Source organism: Pseudomonas sp. FFPRI_1 (assembly GCF_055384485.1).
In genome coordinates, this window is the sequence record NZ_AP029168.1 from 6,597,587 (window position 1) to 6,615,573 (window position 17,987).

16 protein-coding genes and 2 pseudogenes are annotated in these 17,987 nt (G+C 64.0%); 7 read left to right on the plus strand and 11 right to left on the minus strand.

Annotation, left to right across the window (positions count from 1 at the left end):
* Positions 1 to 7 precede the first annotated feature (7 nt).
* Positions 8 to 1,090, plus strand: coding sequence for an SDR family oxidoreductase (locus ACZ5BO_RS29575; protein ID WP_025131787.1), 1,083 nt, complete (start codon positions 8 to 10; stop codon positions 1,088 to 1,090).
* Position 1,091: 1 nt separating this feature from the next.
* Here ACZ5BO_RS29575 and ACZ5BO_RS29580 read toward each other — a convergent pair whose 3' ends face one another.
* Positions 1,092 to 1,697 (minus strand): flavin reductase family protein, encoded by a 606-nt coding sequence (locus ACZ5BO_RS29580; RefSeq protein WP_464697247.1) that lies wholly within the window; start codon positions 1,695 to 1,697, stop codon positions 1,092 to 1,094.
* A 163-nt stretch (positions 1,698 to 1,860) separates the two neighbouring features.
* On the opposite strand from ACZ5BO_RS29580, the gene ACZ5BO_RS29585 reads away from it, so the two are divergent.
* Positions 1,861 to 2,634 (plus strand): SDR family oxidoreductase, encoded by a 774-nt coding sequence (locus ACZ5BO_RS29585; protein ID WP_464697248.1) that lies wholly within the window; start codon positions 1,861 to 1,863, stop codon positions 2,632 to 2,634.
* A 110-nt stretch (positions 2,635 to 2,744) separates the two neighbouring features.
* The gene (locus tag ACZ5BO_RS29590; RefSeq protein WP_025131784.1) at positions 2,745 to 3,650 is read left to right on the plus strand and encodes a LysR family transcriptional regulator; all 906 of its coding nucleotides are present in this window, start codon (positions 2,745 to 2,747) and stop codon (positions 3,648 to 3,650) included.
* A gap of 15 nt (positions 3,651 to 3,665) precedes the next feature.
* Here the strand turns inward: ACZ5BO_RS29590 and ACZ5BO_RS29595 are convergent, their stop codons facing one another.
* From ACZ5BO_RS29595 to ACZ5BO_RS29610, 4 genes and pseudogenes are all read right to left on the minus strand, one after another.
* The gene (locus tag ACZ5BO_RS29595; protein WP_464701406.1) at positions 3,666 to 4,211 is read right to left on the minus strand and encodes a methyl-accepting chemotaxis protein; all 546 of its coding nucleotides are present in this window, start codon (positions 4,209 to 4,211) and stop codon (positions 3,666 to 3,668) included.
* Positions 4,209 to 4,982 (minus strand): annotated as a pseudogene (locus ACZ5BO_RS29600) (PAS domain-containing protein); the annotation flags it as partial. The gene ACZ5BO_RS29595 and the pseudogene ACZ5BO_RS29600, both read right to left, overlap by 3 nt.
* Before the next feature lie 250 nt (positions 4,983 to 5,232).
* On the minus strand, positions 5,233 to 5,664 hold the full coding sequence (locus tag ACZ5BO_RS29605; protein ID WP_464701408.1) for a methyl-accepting chemotaxis protein: 432 nt from the start codon (positions 5,662 to 5,664) through the stop codon (positions 5,233 to 5,235).
* 114 nt (positions 5,665 to 5,778) lie between these two features.
* Positions 5,779 to 6,549: pseudogene (locus ACZ5BO_RS29610) on the minus strand (PAS domain-containing protein); the annotation flags it as partial.
* 207 nt (positions 6,550 to 6,756) lie between these two features.
* Between ACZ5BO_RS29610 and ACZ5BO_RS29615 the strand changes: the two are divergent.
* Positions 6,757 to 7,251: a RidA family protein gene (locus ACZ5BO_RS29615; RefSeq protein ID WP_464697249.1), complete on the plus strand. Its 495-nt coding sequence runs from the start codon at positions 6,757 to 6,759 to the stop codon at positions 7,249 to 7,251.
* Positions 7,252 to 7,308: 57 nt separating this feature from the next.
* On the opposite strand, the gene ACZ5BO_RS29620 is transcribed toward ACZ5BO_RS29615, so the two are convergent.
* Positions 7,309 to 7,641 carry a DUF2790 domain-containing protein gene (locus tag ACZ5BO_RS29620; RefSeq protein WP_025131780.1) on the minus strand — a complete coding sequence of 111 codons (333 nt, stop codon included), beginning with the start codon at positions 7,639 to 7,641 and terminating at the stop codon, positions 7,309 to 7,311.
* Between the two features lie 331 nt (positions 7,642 to 7,972).
* On the opposite strand from ACZ5BO_RS29620, the gene ACZ5BO_RS29625 reads away from it, so the two are divergent.
* Together ACZ5BO_RS29625 and ACZ5BO_RS29630 are read left to right on the plus strand one after the other, a co-directional pair.
* Positions 7,973 to 9,301, plus strand: coding sequence for an OprD family porin (locus ACZ5BO_RS29625; protein ID WP_464697250.1), 1,329 nt, complete (start codon positions 7,973 to 7,975; stop codon positions 9,299 to 9,301).
* Positions 9,302 to 9,476: 175 nt separating this feature from the next.
* Positions 9,477 to 9,698 (plus strand): hypothetical protein, encoded by a 222-nt coding sequence (locus tag ACZ5BO_RS29630; protein ID WP_025131778.1) that lies wholly within the window; start codon positions 9,477 to 9,479, stop codon positions 9,696 to 9,698.
* 338 nt (positions 9,699 to 10,036) lie between these two features.
* On the opposite strand, the gene ACZ5BO_RS29635 is transcribed toward ACZ5BO_RS29630, so the two are convergent.
* The 4 genes from ACZ5BO_RS29635 to ACZ5BO_RS29650 are packed head-to-tail and all read right to left on the minus strand — an operon-like array spanning position 10,037 to position 15,879.
* The gene (locus ACZ5BO_RS29635) at positions 10,037 to 13,201 is read right to left on the minus strand and encodes an efflux RND transporter permease subunit (protein ID WP_025131777.1); all 3,165 of its coding nucleotides are present in this window, start codon (positions 13,199 to 13,201) and stop codon (positions 10,037 to 10,039) included.
* A gap of 43 nt (positions 13,202 to 13,244) precedes the next feature.
* Positions 13,245 to 14,429 (minus strand): efflux RND transporter periplasmic adaptor subunit, encoded by a 1,185-nt coding sequence (locus ACZ5BO_RS29640; RefSeq protein ID WP_464697251.1) that lies wholly within the window; start codon positions 14,427 to 14,429, stop codon positions 13,245 to 13,247.
* 17 nt (positions 14,430 to 14,446) lie between these two features.
* Complete coding sequence (locus ACZ5BO_RS29645) at positions 14,447 to 14,632, minus strand: hypothetical protein (RefSeq protein ID WP_081818730.1); 186 nt, start codon at positions 14,630 to 14,632, stop codon at positions 14,447 to 14,449.
* The gene (locus ACZ5BO_RS29650; protein ID WP_025131775.1) at positions 14,629 to 15,879 is read right to left on the minus strand and encodes a TolC family protein; all 1,251 of its coding nucleotides are present in this window, start codon (positions 15,877 to 15,879) and stop codon (positions 14,629 to 14,631) included. Before ACZ5BO_RS29650 ends, ACZ5BO_RS29645 begins: the two co-directional genes overlap by 4 nt.
* A 398-nt stretch (positions 15,880 to 16,277) precedes the next feature.
* Between ACZ5BO_RS29650 and ACZ5BO_RS29655 the strand changes: the two genes are divergently transcribed.
* Positions 16,278 to 16,952: a heavy metal response regulator transcription factor gene (locus ACZ5BO_RS29655; RefSeq protein ID WP_025131774.1), complete on the plus strand. Its 675-nt coding sequence runs from the start codon at positions 16,278 to 16,280 to the stop codon at positions 16,950 to 16,952.
* 51 nt (positions 16,953 to 17,003) lie between these two features.
* On the opposite strand, the gene ACZ5BO_RS29660 is transcribed toward ACZ5BO_RS29655, so the two are convergent.
* On the minus strand, positions 17,004 to 17,900 hold the full coding sequence (locus ACZ5BO_RS29660; protein ID WP_025131773.1) for a cation diffusion facilitator family transporter: 897 nt from the start codon (positions 17,898 to 17,900) through the stop codon (positions 17,004 to 17,006).
* Between the last annotated feature and the right edge of the window lie 87 nt (positions 17,901 to 17,987).

A 17,987-nucleotide genomic window follows, 5' to 3' on the forward strand; every position in this document is an offset into this window, starting at 1 on the left:
ACTCCCCATGAGCCTTTCTCTTTCCCCTGAACGCCACCTGCTGGTCATCGGCGGCTACGGCGTGGTCGGTACCGCCGTGGTCGACCTGATGACCCAGACCTCGGGCTGGCAGCTGACCACCGCTGCCCGGCGCCAGCCACCGACCACCCTGTTCGACGGCAGGCCGGCCCCGGCGCACATCAGTGTCGACCTGTTGGATGCCGCGGCGACCCGGCAGGCCTTCGCCGACCTCGCCAGCGTCACCGACCTGGTGTTCTGCGCCTACAACGAGCGCGAGACCATGGCGGCCACGGTGGCGCCCAACCTGGCGATGCTTGATCACAGCCTCCAGGCCCTGCGCCAGGCCGGTGCCCGGGTGCAACAGGTGGTGCTGATCGGCGGCGGCAAGTCCTACGGCGAGCACCTGGGGCCCTACAAGACCCCGGCCAAGGAAAGCGACCCTCGCTTCATGGGCCCGATCTTCTACAACGATCAGGAAGACTTGCTCTGGCGCGAGGCCGAACGTGAAGGTTTCGCCTGGACCGTGCTGCGCCCGGATGGCGTCATGGGCCCTAGCCTCAACTCACCGATGAACATCCTCACCGGCATCGCCAGCTTTGCCGCCATCAGCCAGGCCCTGCAGCTGCCACTGCGCTTTCCCGGCAGCCTGGGCGCCTGGTCGGCCCTGCACCAGGCCACCGACTCCGGGGTGCTGGCCCAGGCGGTGCTCTGGGCGTTGACCTCTGCGGCCGCCCGCCAGCAGGTGTTCAATGTCACCAACGGCGATCACTTTCGCTGGCAGCAACTGTGGCCGCAGATCGCCGGGTTCTTCGGCCTGGACAGCGCCATGCCACAACCGATGAACCTGGGCGTGCAGATGGCCGACAAGGCGCCGCTGTGGGCACGCATTGTCGAAGAACACGGCCTGCGCCAGACACCCTGGGAGCAGATCGCCGCGTGGCCCTTCGTCGATGGCTGGCTCAACGCCGGCTACGACATGGTGCAAAGCACCATCAAGATTCGCCAGGCGGGTTTCCAGGGTTGCATCGACAGCCACCAGAGCGTGCTCGAGCAGTTGCAGCGCCTGCGCGACTACCGGCTGATTCCCTGATTCAGGCACCGTTGGCCTGGGGCAACTGACGACCGTCGATGCTGTCGCCAATGGCCAGGAAATGCCCGCCGGCCACATGGTGCAGGGTCCGCAGCGAATCCTGCCCCTCGAAGTGCCAGCGGCCCTCGCTGAACACCCGGGTATCGGCCTGGGCGGCAATCACTTCGCCAAGGAACAGGTCGTATTGCTGGTGATTGTGGGGCTCGGGCAACAGGCGGCATTCGAGCCAGGCCACACAGCCCTCGAGCAAGGGCGCCTCAAGCGCCTCGCCGGCGAAGGTGGACAGGCCGTAGGCGGCGAACTTGTCCTGGCCGGCATGGCTCAGTTGCAAGCCGGAACTGTTGCCCACGCTCTGCACGATGTCGGCCTGGGCCACGCAGGGGACGTTGAGCACGAAGGTGGCCGACGCCTCCAGCAGTTGCCGGGTCCAGGTGGACTTGTCGAGTACCACGGCGACTTTCGGCGGATCGAAGTCCAGGGGCATGGCCCAGGCCGCGGCCATGATGTTGCGCTGCCCGCCGTGGGCGGCACTGACCAGTACCGTGGGGCCGTGGTTGAGCAGGCGATAAGCCTTGTCGAGGGGCACCGGACGACGGAATGCGGACATGGAAGGCTCCTTAAAAAAGCCCGATTGTAGCCCTATCCAGCGTGCCGGCAGAGGCCGCGATTAGGCAGGTTTGCCGGATAATCCGTCCAGCCGGCACGGGCTTATCCGCGACCGTCCTGGCACTAGACTCAGCCTTCACCTCACTTGTTGAAGGACCCGCACCATGGCCGATCACTCCCTGAACAACAAAGTCGTGCTGATCGCCGGAGGGGTGAAGAACCTCGGCGGCCTGATCGCCCGCGACCTCGCCAGCCACGGTGCCAAGGCCGTGGCCGTGCACTACAACAGCAGCTCCAGCCAGGGCGACGCCGACACCACGCTGGCAGCGCTCAAGGCCCTGGGGGTCGACGCCCACGCCTGGCAGGCCGACCTCACCCGTGCCGCTGCCGTGGAACGCTTGTTCAGCGAGGCCAAGGCACGCTTCGGCAAGATCGACATCGCCATCAACACCGTGGGCAAGGTGCTGAAAAAACCCATAGTCGAGATCAGCGAAGACGAGTACGACCAGATGTTCGCGGTCAACGCCAAGAGCGCGTTCTTCTTCATCAAGGAGGCCGGCAAGCACCTGGAGGACAACGGCAAACTGGTGACCCTGGTGACCTCGCTGCTGGGTGCCTTCACACCTTTCTATGCCGCCTACGGTGGCTCCAAGGCACCGGTCGAGCATTTCACCCGGGCCGCGGCCAAGGAGTTCGGCGCACGCGGCATCTCGGTGACGGCGGTCGGGCCGGGCCCCATGGACACGCCCTTCTTCTACCCCGCCGAAGGCGCCGATGCCGTGGCCTACCACAAGAGCGCCGCAGCCCTGTCGCCGTCGAGCAAGACCGGGCTCACCGATATCGAGGACGTGGTGCCCTTCATTCGCCATCTGGTCACCGAGGGATGGTGGATCACCGGCCAGACCTTACTGATCAACGGCGGCTACACCACCAAGTAATCCTGGCGCCCAAGGGGTAAATTGGCCTGCCGAACCGCTGCATCGGTCACCTCGGACGATGCGGCGATCCCCAGCCATCAGGCGTCCCCCGAACCAGGACCGTTCATACGATGGATAAACTTGAACAATACCGCGTGTTCATCCAGGTGGCCGACATGGGCAGCTTCATCAAGGCCGCCCACGCCCTCGAACTGCCACGGGCCACCGTCTCTTCTGCCGTGCAGCAACTGGAAACCGGCCTGGGCACCCGCCTGCTGCACCGTACTACCCGGCATGTGCAGTTGACCGCCGACGGCGCCATCCTCCTGGAGCGGGCACGGCGCCTGCTGGCCGACGCCTCGGAACTCAACCAGCTGTTCCAGCATCGTCAGGTGGACGTCAGCGGACGCTTGAACATCGACGTGCCGAGCCGTATCGCCCGGCGCCTGATCGTCCCGGCACTGCCCCACTGGCTGGGCCTGTACCCCGGGCTGCAACTGGCCCTGGGCGCCAGCGACCGCAGCATCGACCTGGTCCAGGAGGGCATCGACTGTGCAATTCGGGTGGGCAGCCTGGCGGACAGCAGCCTGATCGCCCGCCCACTGGGACAACTGGCCCTGGTCAACTGTGCCAGCCCCGCCTACCTCGCCGAACACGGTGAACCCCACAGCGCCCAGGACCTGCAGAACGGCCAGTGGATGGTCGGCTATGCCTCCCCCGATACCGGCCGCGAGCAACCCTGGGAATACCTGCAGGAAGGTCGCGAGCACCTGCTCGGGCTGCCCAGCCGGGTGATCGTCAACAATGTGGAGAACTACATTGCCTGCTGCCGCCAGGGGCTGGGCCTGATCCAGGTGCCGCGCTTCGATGTGCAGCACCTGCTGGACCGTGGCGAGCTGGTGCAGGTATTGAGCGCTCTGCCGGTAGCACCCATGGACATCTGCGCGCTGTACCCCGACCGCCGCCATCGCTCGCGACGCCTCAACGTGTTCATTGAATGGTTTGCCGAACTGATCAAGCCTCACCTGGAGGCTTGATCGCGGCGACGGACCTCAGACCGCCAGCTGATTGGCGAACTGCCCCACTGCGCCCACCACCTTCTGCGCACCGTCCTGGATCTCGACGATCACCGTCCCGGCCTCCGCCGCCAGGGTCAGGCCCTGCTCGGCCTGCTGCCGCCCCTCGGCCATCAGCTCCACCGCCGAACGGGCCATGTCCTGGTTCTGGCGAACCACACCGACGATTTCATCGGTCGCGTTGCTGGTGCGCGAGGCCAACTGCCGGACCTCATCGGCCACCACCGCAAAACCCCGGCCCTGCTCCCCGGCCCGGGCCGCCTCGATGGCCGCATTGAGGGCCAGCAGGTTGGTCTGCTCGGCAATCCCGCTGATGGTCTTGACGATGCTGGCGATCACCAGAGACTGCTCGTTCAACGCCTCGATGCCGTCACCGGCCTCCTGCATGCACTTGGCCAGGTCACGCATCACGTCCAGGGTCTCGGTGACCACGGCGGAGCCACGCTGGGCGCTGGTGTCAGTCTGCCGGGAGATGCTGTAGGCAATGTCCGCGGCCTCGGCCACCGAGCGTTCCTGGTTCACCTGGTCGGTAATCAGGGTGGCGAACTTCACCACCTTGTAGAGCTCGCCGCTGGCATCCAGCACCGGGTTGTAGGAGGCGTCGAGCCACACCACTCGCCCCTGGCTGTCGATACGCTTGAAGCGGTCGGCAACGTATTCGCCGGCGTTCAGGCGCGCCCAGAAATCCAGGTACGACGGACCTTCGTACTCCTGGGGCTCGCAGAACAGTCGGTGGTTCTGGCCCTGGACCTCGTCGAGGCGGTAGCCCATGCACCCGAGGAAACGCGGGTTGGCGGTGAGTACCCGCCCCTGCAGGTCGAACTCGATCACCGCCGTGGAACGCAGCAAGGCCGCCATCAGGTTTTCATGCTCGCAGGCACGTTCCACCGACTCGGTCTGGTCGCTGCAGATCAGGTTGTAATGGTCGAGCTGACCGGCACTGTCACGGATCGGCTGCACGCAGACATGCAACCAGGCGTCGTGCCCGTCCCCCCGTTGCAGGCGCAGTTGACCGACATAGGTTTCGTTGCGGGCCAGGGCCGCCTTGAAGGCCCGATACAGCTCGGCGGCCTGGGGATGGCGCGAGACAAGACGCTCCAGCGGCTGCCCGCAAAGCTGCTGGCCACCCAGGTCCAGGGCTTGATTGAAGTTCTGGTTGACCCTGCGGATCGCCCCCTCGCCATCCAGCTCGATGCTGAGCACCTGGGTCTCCAGGCAGGCCTTGAATTGCTGCAGCGCGCTCAGCTCGTCATTCAAGGTGGCAAGTTGTTGCTTCAAGCGTTTGTTGAACATGGATACACCGACAGACTAGGAGTGGATACAACGATCCCCTAGCCATCGGCGCCTGCGGGCCTTTCTCCAAGCCCTGTACCGGCTTTCAGAATATTCTTAATACTTGTTGGGAAACATCTCACCAGATACCTGGCCTGCAGGCCGGGCCGCCCCTCACGCACCTGCCAGCGGACAGCCCCCTGGCAGCGACTCAAGTGCACAGACACCGCCGTTACCCGTGCCCCGACAACGGGCCACGGGTAACGGGCACTCAGGACGACAACTGATTGGCGAACTGCCCAACCGCGCTCACCACTTTCTGCGCTCCGTCCTGGATCTCGACGATCACCGTGCCGGCCTCGGCGGCCAGGGCCAGGCCCTGCTCGGCCTGCAGCTTGCCCTCGGCCATCAGTTCCACGGCCTCGCGGGCCATGTCCTGGTTCTGGCGCACCACACCGACGATTTCCTCGGTGGCCTTGCTGGTGCGCGAAGCCAGTTGCCGGACCTCATCGGCCACCACCGCAAAGCCCCGGCCCTGCTCCCCGGCCCGAGCCGCCTCGATCGCCGCATTGAGGGCCAGCAGGTTGGTCTGCTCGGCAATTCCGCTGATGGTCTTGACGATGCTGCCGATCACCAGGGACTGCTCGTTGAGGGCTTCGATGCCTTCGCCGGCATCCTGCATGTGCTTGGCCAGGTCACGCATCACCGTCACCGCCTCGGTGACCACAGTGGTGCCGCGCTGGGCGCTGCTGTCGGTCTGCAGCGACGTGCTGTAGGCAATGTTCGCCGCCTCGGCCACCGCCAGTTCCTGGTTCACCTGATCGGTGATCACGGTGGCGAACTTCACCACTTTGTAGAGTTTGTTGTTGGCGTCCAGCACCGGGTTGTAGGACGCCTCCAGCCAGACCACCCGGCCGTGGGCATCGACGCGCTTGAAGCGTTCGGCAATGAACTCGCCGGCATTCAAGCGCTTCCAGAACGCCTGGTAGGCCGCGCTGTTGTACTCCTCAGGCTCGCAGAACATGCGGTGATGCTTGCCCTTGATCTGCGCCAGGCTGTAGCCCATTCCCGACAGGAAGCGCTCATTGGCATTGAGCACCATGCCGTTGAGATCGAACTCGATCACCGCGGTGGAACGCACCAGGGCGCCGATCAGGTTCTCGTGCTCGCGGGAGGCTTCGATGGTCCGGGTCAGGTCGCTGGAGAAAATCGCGAAGTACTTGATCCGCCCCTCGGAATCGCGAATCGGCTGGGAGATCGAGCGCAGCCAGGCCTCCTCGCCGTTGCCCCGCAGCAACCGCACCGCCCCGGCGAAATGTTCGCCACGGCTGAGGGTCGCCTTGAAGCGTTGATGAAACTCGTCGTTCTTGACGTGGGCCGGGACGATGTCTTCCAGGGGCCGGCCCACCAGGTCACCACTCTTGTAGAGCATTTCCTCGGCGAAGTTGTGGTTGACCGATTGAATCCGTCCATCGGCGCTCAAATAGATCACAAGCATCTCGCTTTCAAGGCTTTCCTTCACTTGCTGAAGGCTCGAAAGTTCTTCACGAAGAGTCGACAGCTCTTGCTTCAAGCGTTTATTGAACATGGGGACGCACCGAGGGGGGGACTGAAAAAATAGGCTGCTTTGGGCCTAACATCGGCCCTGAAATAATTTTCTTAATAGCCGCCAAGACTTGTCTGACAAAAATAATCCAGTATTGGCCAAAGCCCATCGATACGGGGCCTGTGCCGCGGATCGGCCGAGCCTATAGTCAGGCTCGGGGAAATCCACGGCGATCGACGGAGTTGGACTATGGAAGCATCACGCAAGGCACTTTTCCTGCAGGCAGCGGCACAGGTCGGGCACAGTTTCGAAGGCGAAATGCGCATTGGCGGCAACTATGTGCCGGCGCTGCGCAACGGGGATGAGGTGTATGTCAGCGGGCAGATCCCGCGCATCGACAACCAGGTGATGGTGGTCGGCCGGGTCGGTGCCGAGACCACCCTGGAACAGGCCCGGCACGGGGCACGGATCAGCACCCTGCGGGCCCTGGCCATTCTTGGGCAGATGCTGGGCGACCTGCAACGGATCAAGCGGATTCTGCGGATCAACGTCTATGTGCAGAGCGCAACGGACTTCACCCGGCAGAGCGAAGTGGCGGACGGCGCTTCAGAGATCCTCTATTCGATCTTCGCCGAGGCCGGGGTGCACACCAGGACCTCGGTAGGGGTCTACCAGTTGCCGAAGAACGCCTCGGTGGAAGTCGACATGATCGTCGCCCTGCACCCCGAACCGACCGACGACTGAAACCGCCTGTGCCTTGCCGGGCAGGCTATCCCGGCAAGGCAAGCTGCGAGCCAAGACTCAGCTGCCGTTCTTGCGGCACTGGCCCATGACCTGATACTCGATGGTCTGGAGCTGCCCGGCGGAGTCCTCGTAGGTCATGCGCGAAGGCACCACCTGGCAGGCCTGGAACGGCGGCGTGACGTTGACCACCTTGGCGATGTCCAGCTTCATGCCGTAGCGGTAGTTCTGCACCACCGGGGCCGGCTTGCCCTGCTTCGCGGCATAGCGCTCCATGGCCTTCTGATTCTCCACCATGGCCTGGGTAAAGGTGCGGTCTCCTCCGCCTTCGGCCAGGGCCAGGGAAGAGAGGGAGAGCAACAGCGCGGCAATACTCAGGTTGAATGATTTCATGACAGTTTCCTCGTCCAATTGACATCAGCGAGGATAAGCAACCGACCCTGTCAGAATGATCGCGGGCACATTACTTATCTGTAATGCCCTCTTCCGGAAGACCATCACCCCCAGTCAAACGCCCGCTCTACAAGGCCTGCCGAGCTTGTCACGAGCAACGGCCAGGCGCATTTCTTGCACAATTGTAATCACCGGGTCACCCCGACGTTATCTGCCGTTTGCAACTATCGACAGCGACCGCCAAGGCGTAACAACGCCTGTTGGTCGAAGCCAATAAGAACGCCTCTGGCGATATAAAAGTTGATAGCTGCCAACACTCAGGAGCGACCCCATGCGAATCAATCCCCCCTTGTCCCTGTCCGTGCTCGCTGCGGTACTGGGACTCAGTCCTATGGCGGCAGTGGCCGCCGAGGAACGGCCCGAAGGCTTTGTCGAAGGCAGCCGCCTCGACCTGCTGCTGCGCAACTTCTACTTCAACCGCGACGACCGCAAGGGCCAGTCCAGCCCCACTGGCAACGGCTATTCCGAAGCCTGGGCCCAGAGCCTGATCGGCAAGTTCGAATCCGGTTTCACCCAGGGCACCGTGGGCCTGGGTGTCGATGCCTTCGCCATGTACAGCCTCAGGCTCGACTCCGGGCCCGGCCGCAGTGGCGGCGGCGGCTCCTTCGGCATGCTGCCGGTGAACCATGACAACGAACCCTCCGCAGGCTACGGCAAGGCCGGCGGTGCGGCGAAATTGCGGGCCCTGGACACCGTGGTGAAAGTCGGCGACGTTTTTCCCATGACCCCGGTGGTGCACTACGGCGACTCGCGCCTGATGCCGGAGAGCTTTCGCGGGGTGACCCTGGAGAACACCAGCCTCGACGGCCTGAAGCTGCAGGGCGGGCGCTTGCACGCCATGAGCCAGCCCGACAGCAGTGGCATGCGCGATGGCTTCGCCACCTTCTACGCCGGCAAGGTGGACTCGCCCTGGATCGGCTACTTCGGTGGCGACTACCAGCTCAATCCCAACCTTAGCCTGAGCCTCTACAGCAGCCGCCTGAAAGACGCCTGGGACCAGTACTACTTCGGCGCGGCCGGCAACTACCCGGTGTCCGACGACCTCACGCTGTTCAGCGGCTTCAACTATTACAAGGCCGTCGACGAAGGCAAGAAACTGCTGGGCGAACTCGACAACAACATCTGGAGCGCCAAGGTCGGCGCCACCTTCGGCGCCCACACCCTGGCCCTGTCGCACCAGCGCAACAACGGCAACGACGACTTCGACTACCTGCGCCAGTCGGACTCGATCTTCCTCGACAACTCGATCCAGTACAGCGACTTCAACTCGCCCAAGGAACGCTCGTGGATGGTCCGCTACGACCTCGACATGCAACCCCTGGGCATCCCCGGCCTGTCGTTCATGACCCGCTATGCCCGGGGCAGTGGCGCCGACTACAGCCATGCCAATTCGGTGTACATGCGCCGCGACGCGGCGGGTGATCCCTTGACCGACCAACGTCGCTGGGAACGGGATTTCGAAGCCAAGTATGTGTTCCAGGGCGGCAGTCTCAAGGACCTGTCCCTGCGCATCCGCCAGGCGACCATCCGCTCCAGCCAGTTCGAGTCCGACCTGGAGGAGTTCCGGCTGATCGTCGAGTACCCCCTGGCACTGCTCTGAGGTGTCTGGCCGGGCAGGTTGCCCCTGCCCGGTGTTAAAACTTCTTCACAGACTCGTGCCTTTCAGAACTGTAATATCGGCCTCACCTTCTCGTTAGGTTGGTCTCCATATACTCCCGGACACACATGAATCAGCCGTGCCTTCTACGGCCGGACAGCGTGTCAGGAGAGCGTCCATGCGCCCAACCCAACTGTTGTTGATCGGCCTTCTGGCCACTACCAGCTCTGCTGTCTGGGCCGCTGATGGCAGCGAACGCCCACAGCAGCTTCGCGAAGCCTTCCTGGCCAGCCAGGAACAGATTCACGGCGACGCCAACCAGGAAACCGCCGCCACCGGCGGCCCCGGCAAGACCCCAGTCGATGCTTCAACGGCCCCGGTGGCCAAAGAAGATATTTGACGGCCCTTGCCTACCGAGCACATTCATCTCTTGAAGCGTTTTTTCTGATGCTCCTTTGGAAAGAGATGAATTTTTAGCGTCCCGCATGGGGCGCTTTTTTTTGCCTGCCGATTTCTTCTGCTCGTCACTGGTTCATCGCCACGGCGAGGCCTCCTGCCGAACCGCCCTCGATCCCTGGGTCGCTGCTCGCCTGCCCGTCGGCCACGGCCCGGTGGACCCAGCGCCAGCGGTGCCGGGCCAGGCCGGGGCAGGCCAGGCCAGGCCGGGGCAAACAGCGGGGCAATAAAAAGCCCCGCCCCTGGATCACAGGGGCGGGGCCGGTTGAAGCCGAGCCAGCGTCAGTCGCTCAGCATGTCCTGCAGCTCCTGTTCTTCCTCCTTGCGATGAGCCCAGTAGTACAGGGCCGGCAACACCAGCAGGGTCAGGGCCGTGGAGGAGATGATGCCGCCAATCACCACGGTGGCCAGCGGTCGCTGTACCTCGGCGCCGGTGCCAGTGGCCAGGGCCATGGGAATGAAGCCCAGGGAAGCCACCAGCGCGGTCATCAGCACCGGGCGCAGTCGGGTCAGCGCCCCCTCGTTGACCGCCACCGACAGCATCCGCCCTTCTTCACGCAGGTTGCGGATGAAGGCAATCATCACCAGGCCATTGAGCACCGCCACCCCTGACAGGGCGATGAACCCCACCCCCGCCGAGATCGACAAAGGAATGTCCCGCAGCCACAGGGCCATGATCCCGCCAGTGAGGGCGAAGGGAATGCCGGTGAACACCAGCAGGCCGTCCTTGAGGTTGTTGAACATCATGAACAGCAAGCCGAACACCAGCAGCAGCGCCACCGGCACCACGATCTCCAGGCGCTGGGAGGCTTCCTGCAACTGCTCGAACTGGCCGCCCCAGGTGATCCAGTAGCCACTCGGGATCTGCACCTGGTCAGCGATCGCCTGGGTGGCCTCCTCGACAAAGGAGCCCATGTCACGCCCCCGCACGTTGGCGCTGACGATCACCAGGCGCTTGCCGTTCTCGCGGCTGACCTGGGCCGGGCCGAGCACCAGGTCGACGCTGGCCACTTCCGACAGGGCAATGAAACCCAACTGGCCATTGCTGCTGCCCGCCGTGGCTGCCACCGGAATCAGCAACCGCGACAGCCCGTCGATATCGGTGCGCAGCTTGTCGGACATGCGCACCAGCATGTCGAAGCGACGGTCGCCCTCATACAGGATGCCGGCCTTGCGTCCACCGACGGCAATCGCCACGGCGTCCTGCACATCGCCGACGTTGAGGCCGAAACGCGCAGCCTTGTCGCGGTCGACATTCACCGTCAGCACCGGCAGGCCGGAGGTCTGCTGCACCTTCACTTCAGCGGCGCCATCGATCTTCTGCAAGGTCTGCGAGATCTCTTCAGCGGTCTTGTTCAGCACGTCCATGTCATCGCCGAAGACCTTCACCGCGACATCGCTGCGCACCCCGGAAATCAGCTCGTTGAAGCGCAGCTGGATCGGTTGCGACAGTTCATAGACGTTGCCCGGCAGGCTGTTACTGACCCGCTCGATATCGGCAATGATCGCCTCGCGCGACTTGCGCGGGTCCGGCCACTGGTCCTTGGGCTTGAGCATCAGGTAGGCATCGGAGATGTTCGGCGGCATCACGTCGGACGCGATCTCGGCGGTGCCGGTACGGGCGAACACCCGCTCGATTTCCGGCACCTGGGCCACCAGGGCCTTTTCCAGGGTCTTTTGCATCTCCACCGATTGGGTGAGGCTGGCATCGGGCACCCGCATCGCCTGCTGGGCGAAGTCGCCCTCGCTCAGGCTGGGAATGAATTCACTGCCCATGCGGCTGGCCACCAGGCCCGACAGGAGCACGCTGAGGAACGCCAGGCCAAAGGCCAGGGAGCGATGGCTCATGACCCAGTTGAGCACCGGCTCGTAACCACGCCGGGCACTGCGCATGACCAAGTTCTCTTCTTCCTTGACCTTGCCGGTGACGAACAGCGCAATGGCTGCCGGAACGAACGTCACCGAGAGAATCATCGCCCCCAGCAAGGCGATCACCACGGTGAAGGCCATCGGGTGGAACATCTTCCCGGCCACTCCGGACAGGGCAAAGATCGGCAGGTACACCACCATGATGATCAACTGCCCGTAGATCAGCGCACGCCGGGCTTCCTTGGCCGCGGCAAAGACTTCGTGCAGGCGTTCGGAGCGGGTCAGCATCCGCCCGTGGTGCTGCTGTGCATGGGCCAGGCGGCGGATGGCGTTCTCGACGATCACCACTGCGCCGTCGACGATGATCCCGAAATCCAGTGCCCCCAGGCTCATCAGGTTGGCGCTGACCTTGTTGGTGAACATCCCGGTAAAGGTGAACAGCATGGCCAGGGGGATCACCATCGCGGTGATCAGCGCTGCCCGGATATTGCCCAGGAACAGGAACAGGATGGCGATGACCAGCAACGCGCCTTCGATGAGGTTCTTCTTCACCGTGGCCACGGCCTTGTCCACCAGGTTGGTGCGGTCGTAGACGGTCACCGCCATCACGCCCTTGGGCAGCGAGCGGTTGATTTCCGCCAGCTTGGCGCCGACCACCTGGGACACCGTGCGGCTGTTTTCCCCCACCAGCATGAACACCGTGCCAAGCACCACTTCACGGCCGTTTTCGGTGGCCGCGCCGGTGCGCAGCTCACGGCCGATGTCCACGGTCGCCACGTTGCTGACACGGATCGAGGTGCCGTCCACGGTGTTGATCACGATGTTGGCGATGTCTTCGATGGACTTGACCTGGCCCGGCGCGCGAATCAGCAACTGCTGGCCGTTGCGCTCGATGTAGCCGGCGCCGACGTTGGCGTTGTTGCGCTCCAGGGCGGTCATCAGGTCGGTCAGGCTCAGGTTGTAGGCTGCCAGGCGCTTGGGGTCCGGGGCGATCTGGTAGACCTTGGCAAAACCGCCGATGGTGTTGATCTCGGCCACGCCCGGCACGTTGCGCAGTTGCGGGGCAATCACCCAGTCCTGGATCACCCGCAGGTCGGTCGGGGTGTAGGGCGTGCCGTCTTCCTTGAGTGCGCCCTCCTCGGCCTCCACGGTCCAGAAGAAGATCTCGCCCAGGCCGGTGGAGATCGGCCCCATGCTCGCCTCCACCCCTTCGGGCAATTGCTCGCGGGCCACTTGCAGGCGTTCGTTGACCAACTGGCGGGCGAAGTACAGGTCGGTGCCTTCCTTGAAGATCACCGTGACCTGGGACAGGCCCGAGCGTGAGGTCGAACGGGTCTGCTCCAGCCCCGGCAGGCCGGCCATCGCCACCTCCACCGGGTAGGTGATGCGCTGCTCGGTTTCCAGCGGCGAATAGCCGGGCATCGAGGCGTTGACCTGGACCTGGACGTTGGTGATGTCCGGCACCGCGTCGATCGGCAGTTTCTGGTAGCTGGCGATGCCCACCCCGGCCATCAGCAGCACCGCAAGCAGCACGATCAGGCGCTGCTCGATGGCGAATTGAATGATGCGTTCAAACATGGGAAGTCACTCTGTAGGTGAAGCCGCTCGGTAGTGCAGCGAATCAATGGCCGTGTTCGGCCGAGCCCTTGCCCAGTTCGGACTTGAGGATGAAGCTGCCGGTCGTGGCCACCTGGGCCCTGGCCTCCAGCCCTTGCTTGATTTCGACGAAGCCCGCCTCACTGCCCCCCAGCACCACCGGCGTGGCCTGGAAGCCTTCGGCGTTGCGCACGAACACCGAGGGCTTGTCTTCCACGGTCTGGATCGCGCTCTGCGGCACCACCACCTCGGCCTCATAGCTGTCGGTCGCCACCTGTACCGCGACAAACAGCCCCGGGCGCCAGGCATCGTCGGGGTTGGGCACCGTGACCCGCACCGTGGCGGTCCGGGTCTGCTCCCCCAGCAGGCTGCCGACATAGGCCACCCGCCCCTGTACCTGGGTGCCCAGTTCGGTGGAATGAACCAGCACCGGCTTGCCGACCTGGACCTTGTTCAAGTCCTTGGGGAACACACCGAACGTGACCCAGACCTGGGACAGGTCCGACAAGGTGAATGCCGCGCTGGTCTCGCTGACCACTTCGCCGACACTCAAGTGCTTTTCCACCACCACGCCGTCGAACGGCGCGCGCATTTCATAGCGATTGCCCCCCGCCAGCTGGGCGCTGCCACTCAGGGCGTTCATCTTCTGCCGGGCGTTGTTGAGGGCAATCTCCGCCTCTTGCAAGGATTGGCGAGCCAGCAGGTAGTCCTGCTCGGCGGAAATCTGGTCCTTCCACAACTGGCGCTCACGCTCGAAGGTGGTACGGGCCAGTTCGACCCGTCGACCGGCTGCGGCCAGCTCGCTGCGCAGGTCGGAAATCTGCTGGCTGGCGATGACCGCCAGCAGGTCGCCCTTCTTCACGCTCTGACCGAGGTTGGCTTGCACCGTCTCCACCACCCCGGCGGCCCGCGGCACGATGTGCGAGGTGCGGTCTTCGTCGAAACGGATTTCTCCCGGCAGGCTGATCAGCCGGCTGATTGCCCGGGGACCGGCTGCGGCCAACTCGATCCCGGCGCTCTTGATCTGCTCGGCACTGAGTTCCAGGTGACCTTCCGGTTCTTCCTCGGCATGCCCGGCCTGCTCGGGGGCGGCGGGAGCCTGGATGCTGGCGGGGGCCGGATTGGCAAACAGGTCCGGTAGCAGCAAGGCCGCCAGGCCCAGGCCGGCCACTGCCGTGATGGCCACAACGAGGCTGCGTTTTTTGTCCATGGGTGCTCCTGAAGGAATCAAGGGTCGGCGGCGCCAGGCGCAGCCTCATGAGGTAGACGGAAAAAGAATTCGCCAAGGGCCCGGTGCCACTCGTGCACGCACCAGTGCCGGGGCGGTTCGTCGCCGGGCACTGGCGGCGCGCCGTTGCGGTCGCCGAGCAGCAACGCGGCGATGCACGCCAGGCCAAACAGCCAGGCTTTCACCAACGGCGCAGATCCCCGTAGATACGTTCGATCCGCACCCAGGCGTCAGTGGTTTGCGCCACCGCGGCAAGGTACTGGCTGCGCGCGTTGATCAGCGTGCGCTGGGCATCGAGGACATCGATGAAACTGAACTTGCCCATCTCGAACCCGCGGGTGGCGCTGTCCACTGCAGTTTGAGCACCGGGCAGGATGGTCTGGTTGAATGACAGCACCTCACCCCGGGCGGTGTTCCATTGCTCCAGGGCCTGGCGGGTTTCAGTGCGCAGGCGCAACTCGGTGGCGTTGCGCAGGTCTCGGGCCTGATCGGCCCGCCGGGCGGCGGACAGCACATTGCCCTGGTTGCGGTTGAACAGCGGCAAGGGCATCGACACCCCCACCAGGTTGATCCTTTCACGGGTGCTGGCGTCGTACTGACTGCCGAAGCTGACATCCAGATCGGGAATCCGCTGGGCCTTTTCCAGCCCCAGGGAAGCCTCGCGCTGCACGATCTCCTGCTCCGCCAGGCGCAGCTCCGGGGTTTGCGGCAGGCGGTCCAGCAACTGCGCCGACGCCGGCACCGAGGCCACTATCAGCGACTGCTCCTGCACCGAGGCAAAGTCCGTGGTCGCGGTGCCTGTAACCATGGCCAGGCGCCGATAGGCATTGTCCTGCTCCATCTGCCCACGGCTCAGTTCCAGGCGCACCTCGGCCAACTGCACCTGGGCCCGCGTGGCTTCCACCGGCGAGGCCTTGCCCGCGTTGACCCGGCCCTGGGCCACACTGACCCCGCGTTCGGCCAGAGCCAGGGAACGCCCGGCCAGCTGGGTACGCTCCTGGGCCCGCTGGGCCGAGGAATAAGCCTCCAGGACATCGGCCCGCAGCTGGTTGCGCCGACGCTCCAGTTCCAGGGCGGCCAGCTCCTGGCCGCGACTGGCCACCTCGACCCGGGCGCCACGCTTGCCCCCCAGTTCCAGGGCCTGGCTGAGCTTGATCGAGGTGGTGCGCGAATCGCGCCGGGTGTCCTCGGCGTCCACCGACAGCACCGGGTTGGGAATCAATCCGGCCTGCTGGCGGGCCCCCTGGGCGATATCGATTTCCCAGGCGGCAGCGGCCAGTTCGGGGTTGTTGGCCAAGGCCTGGGCCAGGGCCGTGTCGAGGCTCAATGAGGTGGGTTCAGCGGCGCGCAAGGGCTGGCTCGCCAGGGCCAGCAAAAGCATCAAGGCGCAGCTCCGGGCGGCCCGGAGCGGTGTTCTCGGGAAAGTCGACATAACAGGTTCCGGCCCCTACAAAGGCAAGGTTTCTGCGAAGGCGCGGCGGAACCTATCGATACTTGTTGAAATGCACTTCAACAACCCAGCCTGACCGATATGAAACTGCCACATCCCGCTTATTCAAAGGGAGAGTTTCAATATCGGCCAACTTTAACTTTCACTCCTTATCAACAGGGTGGCGCAAAGATTACAAATCCGTTAGCAAAGGCTCTGGATCAAGGTTCTGTATTAACATCACGGCCTTCAAACAGCGTTCACGGGGTTATTTCAATAACACTTCGACGCGCAATATAAACATCAACAAAACGATAAGCCGGCCAACTTCACGACTACTGAGATAGTTATTCACAGGGTGCAGTGCCGACTGCCCTTTATCCTCCGAGAGTCTCATCAACATGCGTATTCTGGTCATCGAAGACGAACTCAAGACCGCCGACTACCTGCATCAGGGATTGACTGAAAGCGGCTATGTAGTGGACTGCGCCAACACCGGCGCGGACGGTCTGCACCTGACGCGCCAGCATGCCTATGACCTGGTGATCCTCGACGTCAACCTGCCGCAGATCGACGGCTGGGGAGTGCTGTGCCAGATCCGCGAGAACAGCAACACCCGGGTCATGATGCTCACCGCCCAGGGGCGGCTGGCCGACAAGATCAGGGGCCTGGACCTGGGCGCCGACGACTACCTGGTCAAGCCTTTCGAGTTCCCCGAACTGCTGGCCCGGATCCGCACCCTGATGCGCCGCAGCGAGCAGGCGCCGGTACCGGACGTGCTGCGGGTGGCCGACCTGGAGCTGGACCAGGGCCGGCACCGGGCGTTTCGTGGCAAGCGTCGCATTGACCTGACCACCAAGGAGTTCGCCCTGCTGCACTTGCTGATGCGCCAGAGTGGCGTGGTGCTGTCTCGCACCCAGATCATCTCCTTTGTCTGGGACATGAATTTCGACTGCGACACCAACGTGGTGGAGGTGTCGATCCGCCGCTTGCGAGCCAAGATCGACGACCCGTTCGAGACCAAGCTGATCCATACCTTGCGCGGCGTCGGCTACGTGCTCGAAGAGCGCGACTGAGGGACCGGGCCCACTGCAGCGAACCTGCCCGGAAGCAGACCGGCATCGGGCTCAATGCTCGGGCAACTGCTGGTGAAACCCCGCCTGCTCCACCTGCAAGGTGACGTGGGCGATCTCGAACCGCTCCTGCAGCAACTCGCTGACCTGCGCCAGGATCGCTTGCTCGTCACGCCCCTCCAACTGTGCCACCAGGTGTGCACTGAGCACGTTCTTGCCACTGGTCAGGGCCCAGATGTGCAGGTCATGCACCTCGCTGACCCCAGGCACTGCGCGCATGGCCTGCTCTACCTGATCGATGTCGATTCCGTCCGGCACCCCTTGCAGCAACACGTTCATGCTTTCCTTGAGCAGGGTCCAGGTCCGGGGCAAGACCCAGAAGCCAATGGCCGCGGCCACCAGGGAATCGACCCAGCCCCAGCCGGTGAACATGATCACCAGCGCGGCGATGATCACCCCCAACGAGCCGAGCATGTCGCTCCAGACCTCCAGGTACGCACCCTTGACGTTGAGGCTTTCCGTGCTGGCCGAGGCCAGCAGGCGCATGGAGATCAGGTTGACGATCAACCCCAGCACCGCGATCACCAGCATGCCCATGGACTGGATCTCGGCCGGTGCCTGCAGCCGTTGCCAGGCCTCGTAGAGGATGTAGAACGCCACCACGAACAACAGCAAGGCGTTGAACGCGGCGGCGAGGATTTCAAAGCGGGCATAGCCGAAGGTGCGCTTGCGGTCGGCCGAACGCTTGGCCACCTGGATCGCCACCAGGGAAATGGCCAGTGCCAGCGTGTCGGTGAGCATGTGCGCGGCATCCGACAGCAGCGCCAGGCTGCCGGTGACAAAGGCGCCGATGACCTCGGCGATCATGAAACTGCCGGTCAACCCCAGGGCCAGCCACAACTTGCGTTCATGCCCGGCCCGTACCTCGCCATGACTGTGTCCTGCGCCCATGGAACAACCTCCGCTGACCGAAAACCTGATGATAGTTCGATTGCCCTTCGTGTCCGCCCTGGATAAGCAGATTGTCATCGGCCCGCC